The organism is Mucilaginibacter gossypii (genome assembly GCF_017569325.2).
GTDB lineage: Bacteria > Bacteroidota > Bacteroidia > Sphingobacteriales > Sphingobacteriaceae > Mucilaginibacter > Mucilaginibacter gossypii.
Map to the genome: position 1 here is coordinate 6801170 of NZ_CP071878.2, position 17039 is coordinate 6818208.

Below are 17039 nucleotides of genomic sequence, written 5' to 3' on the forward strand. Positions count from 1 at the left end.
ATTACGGTGTTTTAAAAGTACAGGCGTTAAAAAATTGTTATGCTTTTGGGGCTGTTATATTTTTAACGTGCTGTAGCGTAAATGATTTACAAGGCGTAATATAATTATAAACCTATCAGCCATGGTGCGCAAACTAACCTTACTTTGTTTTGGGATTTTAGCTATAACCGCCTGTAAAAAGGGAGGTATCAGCCCAGTTAATAAAGATCCGGGTAAAGATCTGGTGCTTTCCGCAACCGAACAGCAACAGATTGGGCCTGGTAATGCTTTTACCTTAAAGCTTTTCAGCGCGAATGTTAATAGCCTTGACGCGGATAAAAACGTCATCATTTCGCCATTAAGCGTAAGCTTTGCCATAAGTATGACCAGTAATGGCGCCAGCGGGCAAACCCTTACAGATATCCGCAAAACCATGGAGTTTAGCAGTTTTACCGAAGAACAGGTTAACAGTTACTATCATAACCTCATCACAAACCTCCCCGATCTCGATCCAAATACTACGCTTAAAATAGCCAATTCCATTTGGTACGCTCATAATTTTACGGTGCTGCCGGCATTCCTGAAAAGCAATACCGATTTTTATAGTGCCGAGGTGAAAGCGCTCGATTTTAGCAATGAATCAGCATCCCTAACTACTATTAATGATTGGGTAAGCCAGCAAACTAACAGCAAGATTCCAAAGATCCTCGATAAAATTTCGGATGGGGCCCGGATGTACCTCATCAATGCCATTTATTTTAAAAGCATATGGAAAACCCGTTTTGATGCAAAAGCAACCTTCAAGGCGCCATTTAGTTTGTTAAATGGCGGCACTGTACAAGCTGATTTTATGACCAATAGCCATGCTGAACTTAAAAGCGCGTATTATAACGGTACAAACGTGGTTGAACTGCCTTATAGCAACAGTAAATACAGCATGATATTGATGATGCCTGATGGAGATATAAAAAGCTTTGCACAGGGCCTCGATTCAAGTAAATGGAATTTACTGATGGGTAAACTCACCGCCGGCAAATCGGACATTACCATGCCCAGGTTTAAATTTAGCTATGACATTACGCTGAATGATATTTTAAAATCATTAGGGATGAGCATTGCCTTTAGCGATATGGCTGATTTTAGTCGCATTAACGCGGGTGGTGGCCTTAGTATATCCGAGGTGAAACACAAAGCTTATATTGATGTGAATGAAGACGGTACCGAAGCCGCGGCAGTAACATCTGTTGGCATAGTGACTACGGCAGCTCCACCAACTCATGTTTTTAATAAACCTTTCATTTTTGCAATACGGGAAATGAAAACCGGGCTGATACTATTTGCAGGGATAGTGAGGAACCCGGCGCTGAGTGAATAAAATGCTCTCCGGGTTTATGCCAGGACCACAGCACTGCTCAATACATTTCTACAAAAGCCTTCAAAGGTCTTGATTGAGGAATGTTTTTACGATAGATGAGCACCGTTGACATAGTGCCCAGTTCTTTGTTTAAGGTATGTGTTTTTAGTTTGCGGCCTGCGTAATAATGCTCAATCAGTTCGGCAGGAAGGATGCTGATCCCCAAACCCGCTTCCACAAAGTTAATGATCCCTTCCAGTGAGTTTAGTACAATACTTTTATATTGGATAATACCTTTTGAATTTAACCACGCTTCTAATCGGGCCCGAAATACGCAGCCTTGGTCAAACACAATGATCTTGAGTGGCGAGGTAATAAGGAATTCTTTAAGTTCCAGGCCTTGTGCGGGGGCGAGGATCACCAGTTGTTCTTCTTTGATATGTACCTGTTCCAGTTCGGGCGAGTTGATAGGGGCTGATACAAAGGCTGCATCGAGTTTGTAATTGATTACATCGCTAATGAGGTCACTGCGCATTTGCGACCTAAATTCCAGGTCGACATCGGGGTAAGTATCGGTAAAGCGGGTGAGGATATCCGGTACTTTAAAAGCCATGGTGGTCTCAATGCATCCTATTTTAAGGCTGCCGCTTACCCGGCTGAATTTTTTAATGTCCTGTTTGGCTTCATGCACTAAGTGATCTATCCGCTTGCTGTATTGCAACAGTGTTTCGCCGGCACTGGTTAGCGTTACTTTGCGCGATGTGCGGGTAAACAAATCGGCACCAAACTCTTCTTCCAGGTTTTTAATACGTGCCGTAACGTTAGACTGTACGGTAAACATCGCTTCGGCCGCTTTAGTAAAACTTCCGTTGGTAGCTACTGCTTCAAAAATCTTCAGATCATTAGTATTCATAAATCGTTATTTATGATTTTATATATCGTTATTAATCGTTTTTAATAATCAAATGTCGATATTAATTTTGACTCATCAAACACAAAAATGAAAACTAAAAATCTCATACTAAGCGCAATTATAGCTACTGTAATTACCAACGGGGCCAATGCACAATCAAAACCGAATTCAACTTTAAAAATTCAAACCATGGAAAAAAATCAAATTCATTACCGTAATATCAAAGCCAGGGGCTTAAATATTTTTTATCGCGAAGCAGGGCCTGAAGCCGCCCCAACAATATTGTTATTGCACGGCTATCCTACATCTTCACACATGTTCAGGAACCTGATCCCGACGTTAAGCGCAAAGTATCATGTACTGGCGCCCGACCTGCCCGGTTTTGGATATTCTGACGCGCCCGATCATAACCAATTTCAATATACTTTTGATAACCTGGCTAATACCATGCAATCGTTTATTGATGAACTTGGGCTTAAACGTTTTGCCATTTATATATTTGATTATGGTGCCCCTACCGGTTTAAGGCTGGCTGTAGCTAACCCCGAAAAAATAACCGGCATCATATCTCAAAATGGTAATGCATACGAAGAAGGCCTGAGCACAGGCTGGAATCCTATTCAAAAATATTGGCAATACCCAACCCAGGAAAACAGGGATGCATTGCAGGACTTCGTAACCGAAAAAGTAACTAAATTTCAATACTTTGAAGGCGTATCCGATCCGTCGCTGATAGCCCCTGAGTCATACGGCTTAGACCAGCACTTCCTCGATCGCCCGGGAAACGTGGAGATCCAGCTTGACCTGATGCTTGATTACCGTACCAACGTGGCTTTATATCCTAAATTCCAGGCTTATTTCCGCGAATATAAACCAAAGCTCTTAGCTGTCTGGGGTAACAAAGATCCTTTCTTTTTACCTGCCGGAGCCGAAGCCTACAAACGAGATAACCCCAATGCTACCGTTAAATTTTATAATACAGGCCACTTTGCGTTGGAAACACATGCCAGAGAAATAGGCCTGGATGTGCTGGGCTTTTTGGATGGATTGCCTAAGTAATTGAATAATCAATGACCTCACCCAACCCTCTCCATTGGAGAGGGTTGAAAAAGTTTCTTAAAATAGTCCTTCCGGGAAGATTTAGAAGAGCCTATTGCTTTGTCAACGTCCCTTTCTCCGCCAACAAAAAATCGGCAGTAGTAAAACCTTCCAGCTTTTTGGCCAGCGAACCATCGGCGTTGAAAAAGAACAGGGTAGGAGTGGCCCTAATAGGATATTGCTCCTTTAACTTTTTACCGTCCCCGCTATCTATATCAATAGCTACATTAACTAAACTTGGGTTATAAGCTTTACCTAATTCTTGTTTAATCAATACTTCCTGCTCCATTTGTTTACAGGTTGGGCACCATGACGCATGGGCAAATACAAACAGCGGTTTGTTTTCGGCTTTGGCCAATGCCTGCGCATCTGCAAGAGAAATAGTTTTAAAATTGATACCCTGCTGTGAGCTAAGTCTTGGTTTGTACCTGGGGGTGCATGATGCAAGGCCAATTACCAAAGTAGCCAAAAATACCAATAATATTTGAGCTGATTTTTTCATTTGATTTCTATTTAGTTGTATTTGTGCTGCAATGAGTTTATAGGCCTGTACCAGGCCTGTCATTAATAGAGTTAATCCTAATATCCAATTGATTAGGTTATGCTGTGCTTTAAGTATATTCATGAGGTAATTACCCACAACACCATAGATAATAAAAGAGAGCAGTGTTCCTGTGCCAATGGCAATTATAAAAATGTTGTAATCGCGGGTTTCATTGCTTAACACTTTGCGGTTTTTTAAAACGGCTGTCCAGCCCATCCAAAAAGGTAAATGAAGCGGGTTGAGCAAGCTTAGCAATAAACCCGAATAAAAAGGGTTTATCCCTGCAAAGGGCAGTACATCCCTGAAATTGTGCATGTGGAACGCGGCCCAGAGGGTTTTATAGGCCAGCATGAGTATAGCGATGCAAAATACTATACTTAATATTTTGAACAGTTTTTTTAAACGAACCAGGTGGTCAACCACCACAAGGCCAATGCGAACGATCACTACCTCAACCAAAATAGCGGCAAAGGCAAACCAGGCAGCCCCCGCAACATCATTGTTGAGGGCGAAGTTGGCTATGCTGGTATTTAATGTACCAATGGGCAGCGCACCAACAAAACTAATGCTGAATGCCACCCAAAATAGTTTTAATTGCTTTGTCATGGTCACGATACCAGCTTTAAGTATTCGGTGTTATTTTTAAGCATGGTAATGCCTTGCTTATGAGTCATGTAATTAATGCTTTTTTGTTGTTTATTAAGTTTGCTTACGCGATAAAGGAGCTTCCAATGCCTGATGATCTCGTACCAGGCGAAGAATATTGAATGTTTGGGATCGTAAATATGAGTTGGTTCGCTGCCGGCACCGTTCAGTTCTATGATGGATAGATTTTTGCCGCGGCATAGCTCATCCCAGGTGTTATACATTACATCCAGCCGGCCAAAATAAAATCCGGGGACCTGGCGGCATATGTCATCTATCGCATCCGTCAATTCATCGGTAATAAGATGACTAAGGTCAATGAATTTAGCACCCCGGGCATGGTTACCATAAGGCACCAGCGTTTTTGATTTGCCAATAGGTAGAACTTGCTTCAGCTCTTCACCATAGGTGTCTATCAATACAGGCAGTTGCAGCAGGTAGCGGGGCTCTTTGATAATGAGCTCCATCATGGTATGTTTGCCATCGCCGGTTAGGGCTAAAAACTCCTTGCCAACTATACCGGTTACCTGGCCTTTGGCTTCGCCCGGTAAGCGGTAGTAAAATATGCCTACTTCGCTTTTGTACTTAATATATTCCTGTACCAGGAAATCAACCCTGATTTGTTGGGTATATTCCAGCAATTCTACTTCGTTATGCACCAGTTTGACCTGTACACCCCTGCCTCCAATATCCGGTTTGGCGATTAAGGGGAAGTCGAAATTTTTATCCTTTATGACCGATTTGATTTGCCTAAAGTCTGTTTTTGTTTTAAAGAAGATGGTTTTTGGATAATATTGTTGGGGGATGAGGTTATAAATACTGGCTTTGCTTTCCAATGTAAAACCACCATTTTCGATCAGTGGATTAGCCGTGCTGAAAAAGAAAAACGAACGCGCCTTAAAACTCAACCAAAACCAATAAAACATAACAGGTGCGTAAAACATATTGAGCGACCAGTATTCCCAATTAAAAAGCCTGATTAAAAATCTTCTTAAGCCAAAAAAACGGGGCAATACAACAGGTCTGTTGCTATCAGCTTCTATAGCAAGATCATGCACATATTCATTGCCATCTCTCAAATCATGATAGGTCATGGTAATGTTTTGCAGACTGACGTTGATGTTGGTAACACTTACCGTTTTCATTTTACCGCTACGGTTTATTACCAATGCGTCGGTATCATCACCTTTGCCAGCATGGTGATGAAAATACATGATATCTTCCACCTGATCCGGATTGGCTGATTTACACCAGTTATTAAACCAATTGACACGTTTGGCGGCTGCCACCTCATCATACAAAGTAGCCGACGACCAGATATGTGCGTCCTTGCCATCCAGCAATTTAATATGTTTCCGCTCGCCGTCCCAGCGGCACTCATATAAACTGCCTTGTGCATAAAGCACTAAAGTAAAGGGCTCAACAGCTATAAGATCAATGTCCTGATAAAAAAGGAAGGGGTTCTGTGCATTGATAATCTCCATTAGTACCAGCCCACGGCTGGTTTTATAGGGAGGTACGGCCGTATGTTTTACAAAAGCTCCATTTAACAATACAACAGTGTCGCCATTGTTTTTGGTGGCTATCCAGCTGCCGTTGCGGTCGGCGTCTTTTGGGTACAATAGGGTGTAATTGCCATTTTGATATTTGCGTGGTGCTATGGCCTGCTTGCGGTTAACGTTTTCATCGCGGTTGGAGGTAAGCTGGAACCCGCTTTTTGTAGGGATATAGGTTACTGTGCACATGCCTTACGGTACTTAAGTGTTGACGCGGCAACGCCAAATTCATCAGGAATAACCACATCCGATACTGCATTTACGCCAATACGGATCAGGGCCATATGATGAACGGTATGTTCCAGGTTATAAACCAGCTCGCGGTAGTAATTTGAAAATACCTGTGCCGAATGTGCTTCGCCTTCGCCGTATTCGGCTTGTAGCAATAATTCTTTATCAGGCTTTTGAACGTTTGCTTCTACCTGGCGAATGGTTGTGACGGCGAAATCTTTATCAGCTTCAATGGCTTTATTGCGGACGCGTTTATCATAATCAACCATGCCGGTTTCGTAACCTTTATTCAATTCAATAAAGAACTCAAGAATATGACGGGTATGCTGGCCGATACTTGATTGCGACAGCAGTTTTACCGGTTGGGTGTATTGTAAAGGACTTAATTCGTCAATTACATATTGTAGCTGCTCCAGCAGGTTGGAGATAGGTTCTTTCAATTGCATGATGCTAATTATTAGCAGTGGTTTTTAATTTTATTAATGAAGAAGAGGGATGAGGTTTAAAACCTCTTTCCTGAAAATGTAAAGCAGTATGGCTGATGTTGCGAACACGATTGTTGCCAGTATAAAAAGCTGACCGCCATCGCCCTGTACTACGATTCCCAGTTTGGTAAGATGAAAAAATATGGCGCCGGCCATTAACCCTACAGCTATCAAAGCGCCTATGCCGGTAGTGCGGGGGATAATGATCAGTATGGCGGCTATCAGTTCCATGCTGCCAATGCCAATCCTGCCCCAGGGTTCCATACCCAGTTTGGTAAATATGTAAACCGACTCGGGGGCAGCGGTGAATTTGAAGAACAAGGTTTGTAGCATGATGATGGCTGCTACAAGGCGCAGGGCCCAAACAAGTATGTTAAATTGTGTGTAAGTCATGATATTGAGTGGTGTGTTTGCTGAAAATATTTATGCTTGTACAGGCGCTTGCAGTCGTTGGCTCACTTTGATGGCGGCCATAACAATATCCCGGGCTACCTCTGCTTTGCTTTTAAGCGGGTATGCCTGGAACAGGAAATCGCGGTTGATGACCGTGATCTTGTTTGTGTCGTACCCAAATGTTGCGCCTTCGTCCTGTACAGAATTGAGCACCACCAAATCGAGATTTTTACTGTATAGTTTTTTGAGCGCGTTTTGCTCCTCATCGTTAGTTTCAAGAGCGAAGCCGATTGATACCTGATCCTTGCGCTTGATCTTACCGAACTCAAAGGCGATGTCGACATTTTTAACCATTTGCAGGCTAAACTCCTGGGTCGATTTTTTCATTTTTTGAGCGTATATCTGTGCCGGTTTATAATCGGCCACTGCTGCGGCGAAGATTGCTATCCGGGCTACGGGGAAATATTGTTGACAGGCCGCATACATTTCATCAGCCGAATTAATATGGATAACTCTGAGGCTGCTGTGAGATAAACTGATATTTACCGGCCCCGAAACTAAAATCACCTCAAAGCCCTGATCTAAAAAAGCCCCGGCAATGGCATAACCCATTTTGCCCGACGAATAGTTACTAATGAAACGTACCGGATCGATGGCTTCGCGGGTGGGGCCGGCCGTGATTAACACTATGGGTTTGTTGTGTGTGGTTTTCATCTTGTTTGATGTGGTTCTTGAAAGCATGGGCTTGCATGATTCCCCTCTTGAGAGTAATAGCCCATCAAGAGGCAGTAGCCATTTTGTTAATTAAAAAGTTAAACACCTGGTTATTGCCTCTATTGTTATATTTAAATGTGAACTCATTCAGGTATGATTGCAAATGTCTGAGCGATACTTTATGGTATTGACCATATATCCCCCGTTTTAACAATGTCCAAAAGCCCTCAATCGTATTGGTGTGATACTCTCCCCGGGCATACTCTTCTTTTTCCTTGTTTAATACCTGATGTTCACGGAATATTTTATTTAAACCGGCATATCCACCAAAGCCGTCCGTTACAATAGTAGCATCTGTGCTCACTGATTGTTCAACAATGGGTTTGAGCGTTTTCCCATGTGCCTTATCTATGACCTGAAGCTTTAGACGGCCATCCCGCTCCAATAACCCAATCACGGGCTGTTTATCCTGCATGCCGGTGACCTGCAAATTATTATCGCGCCTTTCCTGCCGCTTTTTCTTTGAGTGATTGGCTTTTTTACCACCTAAATAAGTCTCATCTACCTCAACAATACCCTTAAACAAACCGCCATCCCCGCCGTCCCGCATGGCTTCCCGTATCCGCATCTGCAAATACCAGCCTGTCTTACGATTGCATCCCAGATCCCTGCTTAACTGACGTGCAGATAACCCCTTTTTCGCATTCAGCATTAATGAAATAGCCAAAAACCATTGCGGCAAAGGAAGTTTGGTGCCCTCGAAAACAGTGCCGACCAAAACGCTATAGCTGCGGTTACAGCTATTGCAAATATGCCGTTGGCTTTCCTGGCGCTTGCTGCTCCGTTTGCTGTTGCAATACGGGCATTCTGGCAATCCTTGCCATCTTAATCCTTCAAGATAGTCTATGCAACTGGACTGATCTGGAAAACGCTTAATCGTCTCTATGATATTCATTATCATAAATATACAAATTATTCCTGCCTTTTCATGGGCTATTACTCTCTTGAGAGGGGCTGAGGGGGGCTGCCTTGAAAAGCGTACTGCATACCCCCCCCCTGCCGTCGCACCTTGCCTTCGCGCCCCCTCTCAAGAAGGGATTTTGAATTGCTTTTACTTTTGCCCCTTTACCTCAGGCCATTTTTCATCGGCCACTTTAATGAGGTTTGCCTGGTCTTTGGTCCACAGTTCTTTTACCTTATCGTTGTAGTTGAAATAAAGCTTATCGTTCAGTACTGTCCAGGTATCAGTTTGGGTAGGGGCTTTGTGACCTTGTGAAGTGCCATAAGCGCAGTAACCGCCGTACTGCGGGGCATACTTTTCAGGGTCGGCTTTAAACGCTTCGAGGTTTTCATTGCTGGAGAAGAGCCAGGTAGCTTCTTTCCATTTGTATTGAAATTTATCTGAGCCTTTTACCGGTTTCGATTCTTTGAAAAATGCCACCGGATCATAGCCTTTAATAGCCTTGCCGCCCGGAGCAAATATTTCTGATTGCTGGGCATAGGTTTGAACTGCGGTAACAAATGCGAGTGCCGCGATAATTAATAAACGTTTCATTTTTTTGATTTTAGATTGATTTATAATTGATTATTAAAAGCTGTTTATCGGATGGTTTTAGCCCAGTTGGCATCTGCTTTTGTTTTGAGGTTAGCCTCGTCCTTATCCCAGGATTTTTTTGTATTATTAAAAAACTTGTTGTAAAACAGGTACAGCTTGTTATTAACGAGTTTGAAGGTCTTGGGATCTATCTCTACTTTTTCGCCTTTGGCGCCCATGGCATAAGCGCACCAGCCGCCATATTGTGGTTCGTATTTAGCAGGATCGACTTTAAATAAGTCCCTGTCCTGAGTGGAAGCGAAGTAATAAGTAACGCCATCGTTTGCAAGGGAGATTTCTTTTTTGCCCTCTACGGCTTTTTGCTGAGTGAAGTAGGCTACAGGATCATAGCCTTCGAGCGCCAAGTCTGTTTTATCTAAATTGAACTGCTTTTTACGAACGTTTGTCTGGCTTTGTGCCGAAGCCATGCTTACAACAAATACAGTAGCTAAGAATAAATTGAATAATTTTTTCATGATTGTGTTAAACTTGATGTTTGGTTTTTCCTCCTTTGTCGGGGCGGACTATCAAACCTTACAGCGAATCAGAAAAATATTTAAACAGGGGAGCGAAGCGATTTATAAAGGAAATGAAATAGGTTTAAATTTTGTTTATCGGTCGTTTTTTGCTGATCTGGGCTGGTGTTAATTCTGAAGTTTATCTATTTTGCTTTGAATAAGGGTGTTATCAGCAGGCGTTTTTATCAGCGTTAGTGCTTGCTCAAAGTTTAGTTTTGCCCGTTCATTGTCAATGCCGGTGTATAGTTCGCCAAGCAGGGTATAGTAAAACTGGTTTCCGGTGAGTTTCAATTTTTCGGCCTCACTAATGGCTTCTTCGGGGCTATTGGCTTTGGCAAGCGCAAAGGTGCGGTTGAGTGCCGCTATAGGTGAGTAGGCTATTTGCAGCAGGCGATTATAAAGCTGCAATATGTTTTCCCATTTTTGTTTGGAATCGGTTTTTTGGGTATGCCAATAGGCTATACTGGCTTCAATGTGATATTTTGATAATTGAGTGCCGGTGGTGGCTAGGTTTAAATAAAAGGCACCTTTGGCTATAAGGTCATAGTTCCAGAGGTTGGTGTCCTGATCTTCATATAAAATTAGTCCGCCGTTTTGATCTGTGCGGGCTTCAAACCTCGAGGCATGAAAATACATGAGCGAAAGCAATGCGTTAACCGGCGGTTTGTTGGTGCCTTCGTTTTCAATAAGCATGTGGCAAAGGCGCATGGCCTCAAAGCAAAGGTCTTTACGCAAAACCTGGTTATCACTAACAGAATAATAACCCTCGCTAAACAACAGATAAATAGTGGTGAGCACGTTTTCGAGCCGGTTATCAATTTCAGCCGGACCAGGCATTTGGATTTCTATTTTTTCATTGCGGATCTTTTCCTTAGCCCTGAACAGGCGTTTGTTAATGGTTTCTTTATTGGTCAGGAAAGCTTCGGCCACTTCATCAATTCCGAAACCGCAAAGTATGCGTAACGAAAGCCCGATCTGTGCCTCGGGTGGGATGGCAGGATGACAGATTGCAAACATCATTTGCAGCTGGCTGTCGGTGATGTTTTGGAGCGAAAGATCGATTTCCGGTTCATAGGCCTCCGCTGTTTGGATTTCCGTGGATATTTTGTTTTCAAAAATGCTATTACGTTGTAAATGATTTTTCGCCTTGTTTTTGGCTACGCTATAAAGCCAGGCGGTTGGGTTAGGCGGGATGCCTTTATAACTCCAGGCCTGGGCTGCGGTAAGGAAGGTATCGCTGGCGATGTCTTCGGCAGTTTCCATCTGATCAAACCCAAAGCGGCGGCACAGCACCGATACTATTTTGCGGTACTCGGTGCGGAATAGATGGGGAATGATTTCGGGGTTTTGCATGGGGCAAATGGAAAAATGTCATTGCGAGTGATAGCGCGGCAATCTCGTAGCTGTGCTTCGCCGCTTTGCATATCTCGCAGGCATAACTACGGGATTGCCACGTTGCGCCGGATACTCTTTTGCCCGAGCTGCTCCTCGCAATGACATGATTTATAAAATTATCCTTAATGCACCCCGTCATTTTTGGCAACCTTCCGTACTTCAACGGTATTACCATCGCCCTGCAAAACAGGGCAGCCTTTGGCAAACTCCACAGCTTCTTCAACAGATTCGGCTTTTACAGTGATTAAGCCGCCTATCGTTTCTTTGATCTCGCCAAAAGGACCGTTGGTAACTACGCCACCGTGACCTACAATTTTGGCATCGGCAAAAGGCAAGCCAGTGCCACTCACAAATTTGTTTTGAGCAGCTATGCCGCCAATCCAGTCCATAGTTTGTTTCATCCAGATTTGGATCTGTTCGGGAGAAGCCACTTTGGTGCCGTCCTCGTGCCTGAAAATTAAAACGAATTCGTCCATCTTTTTAAATTTTAAAGGTTAATAAATATATGAATTACACCTCTATATCAAATGGAAATGGCTAAATAGGACAGGGCGGGTAATATTTATTGAATTTGAGATGTTCAATTTCGGAGTTTTTCTGAACCCGGGTAATTTCAAAAATCAGAAAGTTTATGTGATAGATAATCGCTTTTTAAATTCCAGGAAACAAACAGTTCGCCCTTCGGCAATATCTGTCTGACTTTTAGCAATCCTTTCCAAAACCCACAATGGTAAAATCTCATCTGATTTATAGTCAAGCTGCTTGGCATCAGGAGACAATGCCTGGGCTTTATTTTCTTTACCTATTATATTTGTTGTTTTAGCTTTCATCGCTTTATTATTTGATTTTAGCAATTATACCATAACATGTTTTCTTGATTGTACAATCGTATTTGAGATCGCCAATTGCTCCTGTTACTCCATCGGTTTCATATGGACTTACAAGTACAGAATCGGAAGGGACAGTATTTTGAGTATAACACGGACCGTCTATGCGGATTGTATCGGTTTTATTAACAATGATTATGGTGTTGGCATGTATATGAACATATCCGCAATATCCCTTTGTATGTAATATAACTAGTCCTTTTATGGGTTGGGTTAATTTGAAGTATTGCCACTTTGCTTTACATTTATCAACAGTTTTTGCCATTTTGTGTATTTTACGCTGTGTTGAGCAGCTAAAACTTAATAGCATAATTGCCAATAAAAAAAGGAAACTTCGCATAACTAAATGTAAAATTTATAAACCAAAAAAGACCATCCGCGTATGCAAATGGTCTTTTTATTTTTTGATCCCACACCTTTCAGTGGGCCGGTCGTCTATCAAACTTTGATCTCAACCTCAACACCGCTTGGCAATTCAAGCTTCATCAGGGCATCTACAGTTTTTGAGTTAGAGCTGTAAATGTCTAATAAGCGCTTGTATGAGCAAAGTTGGAATTGCTCACGTGCTTTTTTGTTTACGTGTGGTGAACGTAATACGGTGAAGATTTTCTTTTCGGTTGGTAACGGAAGTGGTCCGCTAACTACAGCGCCTGTTGGCTTTACTGTTTTTACGATTTTCTCGGCAGATTTGTCTACCAGGTTGTAATCGTAAGATTTCAATTTGATCCTGATTCTTTGGCTCATTGTTAATTAATTTTTGTGATTTCACCGATTAAAGTGATTTCACTGATTTGATTTGACCAACCATAAGAGCTATTTATTATGGCTGATCGGGTTATTATTATTTGAAAATTTGAAGATGAGGCAATTTGATAACGTAATTTTCAAATTATCAAATCGCCCAATCTTCAAATTAAATTAGTCGATAGCAACTTGTTTGCGGCCTTTTGATTTGGCAACAACTTCGTCCTGTACGTTACGAGGTGCATCAGAGTAGTGGTCAAACTCCATAGTTGAAGTTGCACGGCCTGAAGTGATAGTACGTAATTGAGTTACATAACCAAACATTTCAGAAAGTGGTACCATAGCTTTGATTACCTGTGAGCCGTTACGGGTGTCCATACCTTGCAGCTGGCCACGACGACGGTTCATGTCACCGATAACGTCACCCATGTTTTCTTCAGGGGTTAGGATTTCGATTTTCATGATTGGCTCAAGCAATACCGGTTTACATTTTGGCAATGCTTCGCGGTAAGCAGAACGTGCAGCAATCTCGAATGATAACGCGTCCGAATCGACTGCGTGGAATGAACCATCAATCAAACGAACTTTTAAGCTTGTAAGTGGGTAGCCTGCAAGTACACCATTGTCCATAGCGGCTTTGAAACCTTTTTCTACAGATGGGATAAACTCACGTGGGATTGAACCACCAACAATCTCGTTAACAAACTGCAAGCCTTCTTTGTTATCGTCGGCTGGAGAGATAACAACCTGAATATCCGCGAATTTACCACGACCACCAGTTTGTTTCTTGTAAGTTTCACGGTGTTGGATAGTGCCGGTGATAGCTTCTTTGTAAGCTACCTGAGGAGCACCCTGGTTAACTTCCACTTTAAACTCGCGTTTTAAGCGGTCCATCAAAATATCTAGGTGTAACTCACCCATACCAGAGATAACTGTTTGACCAGTATCTTGATCTGTTTGTACCCGGAAAGTTGGATCCTCTTCTGCCAGTTTACCTAAAGCGATACCTAATTTATCAACGTCGGCCTGAGTTTTAGGCTCAATTGCCAAACCGATAACCGGCTCAGGGAATACCATCGACTCAAGAACCAACTGATGTTTCTCGTCGCAAAGGGTATCACCTGTTTTGATATCTTTAAAGCCTACTACCGCAGCAATATCACCTGCACCCACGTTAGGGATAGGGTTTTGCTTGTTAGCATGCATCTGGAAGATACGGCTGATACGCTCTTTGCTTTCTGAACGCATGTTGTACACGTATGAACCAGCATCAAGGTTACCAGAGTAAACACGGATGAAGCATAAACGACCTACAAACGGGTCGGTAGCAATTTTAAATGCTAATGCTGCAAATGGTTCTTTTACATCTGGTTTAACCAAAATTTCGGCACCTGTGTCAGGGTTAGTACCAACAACACCTTTTGAATCAAGAGGTGAAGGCATTAACTCCATTACATAGTCAAGCATGGTTTGTACACCTTTGTTTTTGAAAGATGAACCGCAAGTCATCGGAACGATTTTGCCGGCCAAAGTAGCCTGACGTAAAGCGTCTAATACTTCGCGCTCAGTGATGGTTGTAGGATCTTCAAAGAATTTCTCCATTAAAGAGTCATCAAACTCAGCAACTGCTTCCAATAATTTCTCTCTCCACTCTGTAGCTTCGTCAAGCATATCGGCAGGGATTGGAACTTCGGTAAAGGTCATACCTTTATCATGCTCATTCCAAACAATACCACGGAAGTTGATCAAATCAACCACACCTTTAAACTGGTCTTCGGCACCGATAGGTAACTGCAATGGAATAGCGACGCTGCCCAACATTTCTTTAACCTGTTTTACCACATTAAGGAAATCGGCACCAGAACGGTCCATTTTGTTAACGAAACCAATACGCGGAACGTTGTAGTTGTTAGCCAAACGCCAGTTAGTTTCTGACTGAGGCTCAACACCATCAACCGCGCTGAATAAGAACACCAAACCATCAAGTACACGTAATGAACGGTTTACCTCCACGGTAAAGTCCACGTGACCCGGGGTATCAATAATGTTCATGTGATAGTTGTGGTTGCGATATTTCCAGTTTACGGTTGTTGCAGCCGAAGTGATGGTGATACCACGTTCCTGCTCCTGGGCCATCCAGTCCATAGTAGCGGCACCTTCGTGTACCTCACCAATTTTGTGGCTTACACCAGCATAGTAAAGGATACGCTCGGTAGTGGTAGTTTTACCAGCATCAATGTGAGCGGCAATACCAATGTTTCTTGTATATTTTAGATCTCTTGACATGTCAATTATTGATTTATTGAATTAGTGAATTAGCGATTGAATAAAAACATACGGATCAGGTCCTATTGTATCTTCAATTATTAATTCAATCCTTTTATTTGTTTTTTATGGGATGAATTGCCGAAATAATGAATTATTGATTAGTAAAATGTTACCAAATCAATAATTCACTAATTCAGTCATTCACTAATTAGAATCTAAAGTGTGAGAACGCTTTGTTAGCCTCAGCCATTTTGTGCGTATCTTCTTTCTTCTTAACAGCGGCACCTTCGCCTTTTGCAGCAGAGATGATTTCACCTGCTAATTTCTCCATCATGGTTTTTTCACCGCGACGACGGGCATAGCTGATTAACCATTTCATACCTAAAGCTACTTTACGCTCAGGACGAACCTCTGTAGGTACCTGGAAGTTAGCACCACCTACACGGCGGCTTTTTACTTCAACAGCAGGCATTACATTGTTTAAAGCTTTTTTCCAGGTTTCTAAGCCGTTTTCGCTTGTTTTTTTCTCAACAATTTCAACAGCGTTGTAAAAAATAGAGTATGCGGTTGATTTTTTACCATCATACATCATGTTGTTTACAAACCTTGTTACCAAAGTATCATTGAACTTTGGATCAGGAAGGATAATTCTCTTTTTTGGTTTTGACTTTCTCATTGCTTTCTATCCTCCTTAATTATTTCTTTTTACCTTTTGTTGGCGCTGCTGCTACCTGACCTGGTTTAGGACGTTTGGTACCATATTTTGAACGGCGTTGGTTACGGCCAGCTACACCTGATGTATCCAGTGCACCACGGATGATGTGGTAACGTACACCTGGTAAGTCTTTAACACGACCACCACGGATCAAAACGATAGAGTGCTCCTGTAAGTTGTGACCTTCACCAGGGATGTAAGCGTTTACTTCTTTACCGTTGGTTAAGCGCACACGGGCAACTTTACGCATTGCTGAGTTTGGTTTTTTAGGGGTAGTGGTGTACACACGGGTGCACACGCCTCTTCGCTGTGGACAGCTGTCCAACGCTGGTGACTTACTCTTGTCAACCAGAGCTACTCTACCTTTTCTAACTAATTGCTGAATAGTAGGCATTTCTTGCTTTTTTGTCTAATAATTTTATCCCGCATTTCGGGACTGCAAAAGTACGAACATTATTTTTGATTTTCAAGTAGTTGTGTGAAAGTTTTTTTGAGGGAAGAAGTTGATGGTGTGGCCCACATAACTCATTTGTTTTGCTGATAAATGCGATATTAGAATGAATTAGTAAGACGATGAAATATTACAAACGAAATTGGGACGAACCGAGAGGTGATGAATTTGATTTCTGGGGTACCTCATTATGGTACTTTGAATGTGGTGAAGATGATTGTGTCTTGAGGCAGATAGAGGTATACGGTGATGGGACTGTTTTAAAATATGATGAAAATCACCCCGAGGATCAATACGGTAAATTATCCGAAGCGCCTTTGGAGGCAGACGAATTTGCGGAGTTTGAGATTACTAAATAGGAGTTTGAAAATATATGGCTAAATGAACAGTGAAATACTAAAATTTCTTAAGCCTTTTTAGTTGTCTGAACTCGGATTAAACGAATTAAAGAATTTATAGAATTCGCTTGCATTTTGTTAATTCTTTAATCACTGTTCAGAAAAATAATCAGCGAAATCAACGTAATCATAAATATCAACGGTAAAAAAAGGGCCG

At 42.2% G+C, this 17039-nt stretch carries 20 protein-coding genes; 3 read left to right on the forward strand and 17 right to left on the reverse strand.

Features of this window, described 5'->3' with window-relative positions:
• Window positions 1-121 precede the first annotated feature (121 nt).
• Window positions 122-1354, forward strand: a complete 1233-nt coding sequence (locus J3L18_RS29275; RefSeq protein ID WP_129568162.1) for a serpin family protein — start codon at window positions 122-124, stop codon at window positions 1352-1354.
• 37 nt (window positions 1355-1391) lie between these two features.
• On the opposite strand, the gene J3L18_RS29280 is transcribed toward J3L18_RS29275, so the two are convergent.
• Window positions 1392-2246, reverse strand: coding sequence for a LysR family transcriptional regulator (locus J3L18_RS29280; RefSeq protein ID WP_129568163.1), 855 nt, complete (start codon window positions 2244-2246; stop codon window positions 1392-1394).
• Between the two features lie 87 nt (window positions 2247-2333).
• Between J3L18_RS29280 and J3L18_RS29285 the strand changes: the two genes are divergently transcribed.
• Window positions 2334-3305 (forward strand): alpha/beta fold hydrolase, encoded by a 972-nt coding sequence (locus tag J3L18_RS29285; protein ID WP_129568164.1) that lies wholly within the window; start codon window positions 2334-2336, stop codon window positions 3303-3305.
• Window positions 3306-3396: 91 nt separating this feature from the next.
• Here J3L18_RS29285 and J3L18_RS29290 read toward each other — a convergent pair whose 3' ends face one another.
• The 16 genes from J3L18_RS29290 to rpsL form a co-directional block, all read right to left on the reverse strand.
• The gene (locus J3L18_RS29290; RefSeq protein WP_129568165.1) at window positions 3397-4494 is read right to left on the reverse strand and encodes a thioredoxin family protein; all 1098 of its coding nucleotides are present in this window, start codon (window positions 4492-4494) and stop codon (window positions 3397-3399) included.
• A 2-nt stretch (window positions 4495-4496) separates the two neighbouring features.
• On the reverse strand, window positions 4497-6278 hold the full coding sequence (locus J3L18_RS29295) for an NRDE family protein (protein ID WP_129568166.1): 1782 nt from the start codon (window positions 6276-6278) through the stop codon (window positions 4497-4499).
• The gene (locus J3L18_RS29300) at window positions 6266-6766 is read right to left on the reverse strand and encodes a DinB family protein (protein WP_129568167.1); all 501 of its coding nucleotides are present in this window, start codon (window positions 6764-6766) and stop codon (window positions 6266-6268) included. Before J3L18_RS29300 ends, J3L18_RS29295 begins: the two co-directional genes overlap by 13 nt.
• A gap of 33 nt (window positions 6767-6799) precedes the next feature.
• Window positions 6800-7198: a DoxX family protein gene (locus J3L18_RS29305; protein ID WP_129568168.1), complete on the reverse strand. Its 399-nt coding sequence runs from the start codon at window positions 7196-7198 to the stop codon at window positions 6800-6802.
• Window positions 7199-7228: 30 nt separating this feature from the next.
• Complete coding sequence (locus J3L18_RS29310; protein ID WP_189549077.1) at window positions 7229-7912, reverse strand: phosphopantothenoylcysteine decarboxylase domain-containing protein; 684 nt, start codon at window positions 7910-7912, stop codon at window positions 7229-7231.
• Window positions 7913-7976: 64 nt separating this feature from the next.
• Complete coding sequence (locus tag J3L18_RS29315) at window positions 7977-8867, reverse strand: IS1595 family transposase (RefSeq protein WP_189549506.1); 891 nt, start codon at window positions 8865-8867, stop codon at window positions 7977-7979.
• A gap of 156 nt (window positions 8868-9023) precedes the next feature.
• Window positions 9024-9467, reverse strand: coding sequence for a YHS domain-containing (seleno)protein (locus J3L18_RS29320; RefSeq protein ID WP_091171942.1), 444 nt, complete (start codon window positions 9465-9467; stop codon window positions 9024-9026).
• A 44-nt stretch (window positions 9468-9511) separates the two neighbouring features.
• A complete protein-coding gene (locus tag J3L18_RS29325) occupies window positions 9512-9982 on the reverse strand; it encodes a YHS domain-containing (seleno)protein (RefSeq protein ID WP_129571489.1) in 471 nt (156 codons plus the stop codon).
• 168 nt (window positions 9983-10150) lie between these two features.
• Complete coding sequence (locus J3L18_RS29330) at window positions 10151-11377, reverse strand: RNA polymerase sigma factor (protein WP_129571490.1); 1227 nt, start codon at window positions 11375-11377, stop codon at window positions 10151-10153.
• Between the two features lie 164 nt (window positions 11378-11541).
• Entirely contained in the window at window positions 11542-11895 is a 354-nt protein-coding gene (locus J3L18_RS29335) for a YciI family protein (RefSeq protein WP_091171949.1), read from the reverse strand.
• A 153-nt stretch (window positions 11896-12048) separates the two neighbouring features.
• Window positions 12049-12249: a hypothetical protein gene (locus tag J3L18_RS29340; protein WP_129571491.1), complete on the reverse strand. Its 201-nt coding sequence runs from the start codon at window positions 12247-12249 to the stop codon at window positions 12049-12051.
• Window positions 12250-12256: 7 nt separating this feature from the next.
• Window positions 12257-12571, reverse strand: a complete 315-nt coding sequence (locus tag J3L18_RS29345) for a hypothetical protein (protein ID WP_129571492.1) — start codon at window positions 12569-12571, stop codon at window positions 12257-12259.
• 173 nt (window positions 12572-12744) lie between these two features.
• Window positions 12745-13050, reverse strand: coding sequence for a 30S ribosomal protein S10 (gene rpsJ / locus J3L18_RS29350; protein WP_022830652.1), 306 nt, complete (start codon window positions 13048-13050; stop codon window positions 12745-12747).
• A gap of 174 nt (window positions 13051-13224) precedes the next feature.
• Window positions 13225-15336 (reverse strand): elongation factor G, encoded by a 2112-nt coding sequence (gene fusA, locus J3L18_RS29355; RefSeq protein ID WP_091171954.1) that lies wholly within the window; start codon window positions 15334-15336, stop codon window positions 13225-13227.
• A gap of 190 nt (window positions 15337-15526) precedes the next feature.
• Entirely contained in the window at window positions 15527-15994 is a 468-nt protein-coding gene (gene rpsG, locus J3L18_RS29360; RefSeq protein ID WP_129571493.1) for a 30S ribosomal protein S7, read from the reverse strand.
• Between the two features lie 19 nt (window positions 15995-16013).
• Window positions 16014-16427 carry a 30S ribosomal protein S12 gene (rpsL, locus tag J3L18_RS29365; RefSeq protein WP_073405808.1) on the reverse strand — a complete coding sequence of 138 codons (414 nt, stop codon included), beginning with the start codon at window positions 16425-16427 and terminating at the stop codon, window positions 16014-16016.
• A 179-nt stretch (window positions 16428-16606) separates the two neighbouring features.
• On the opposite strand from rpsL, the gene J3L18_RS29370 reads away from it, so the two are divergent.
• Window positions 16607-16843 carry a hypothetical protein gene (locus tag J3L18_RS29370; RefSeq protein WP_129571494.1) on the forward strand — a complete coding sequence of 79 codons (237 nt, stop codon included), beginning with the start codon at window positions 16607-16609 and terminating at the stop codon, window positions 16841-16843.
• Window positions 16844-17039: the final 196 nt, after the last annotated feature.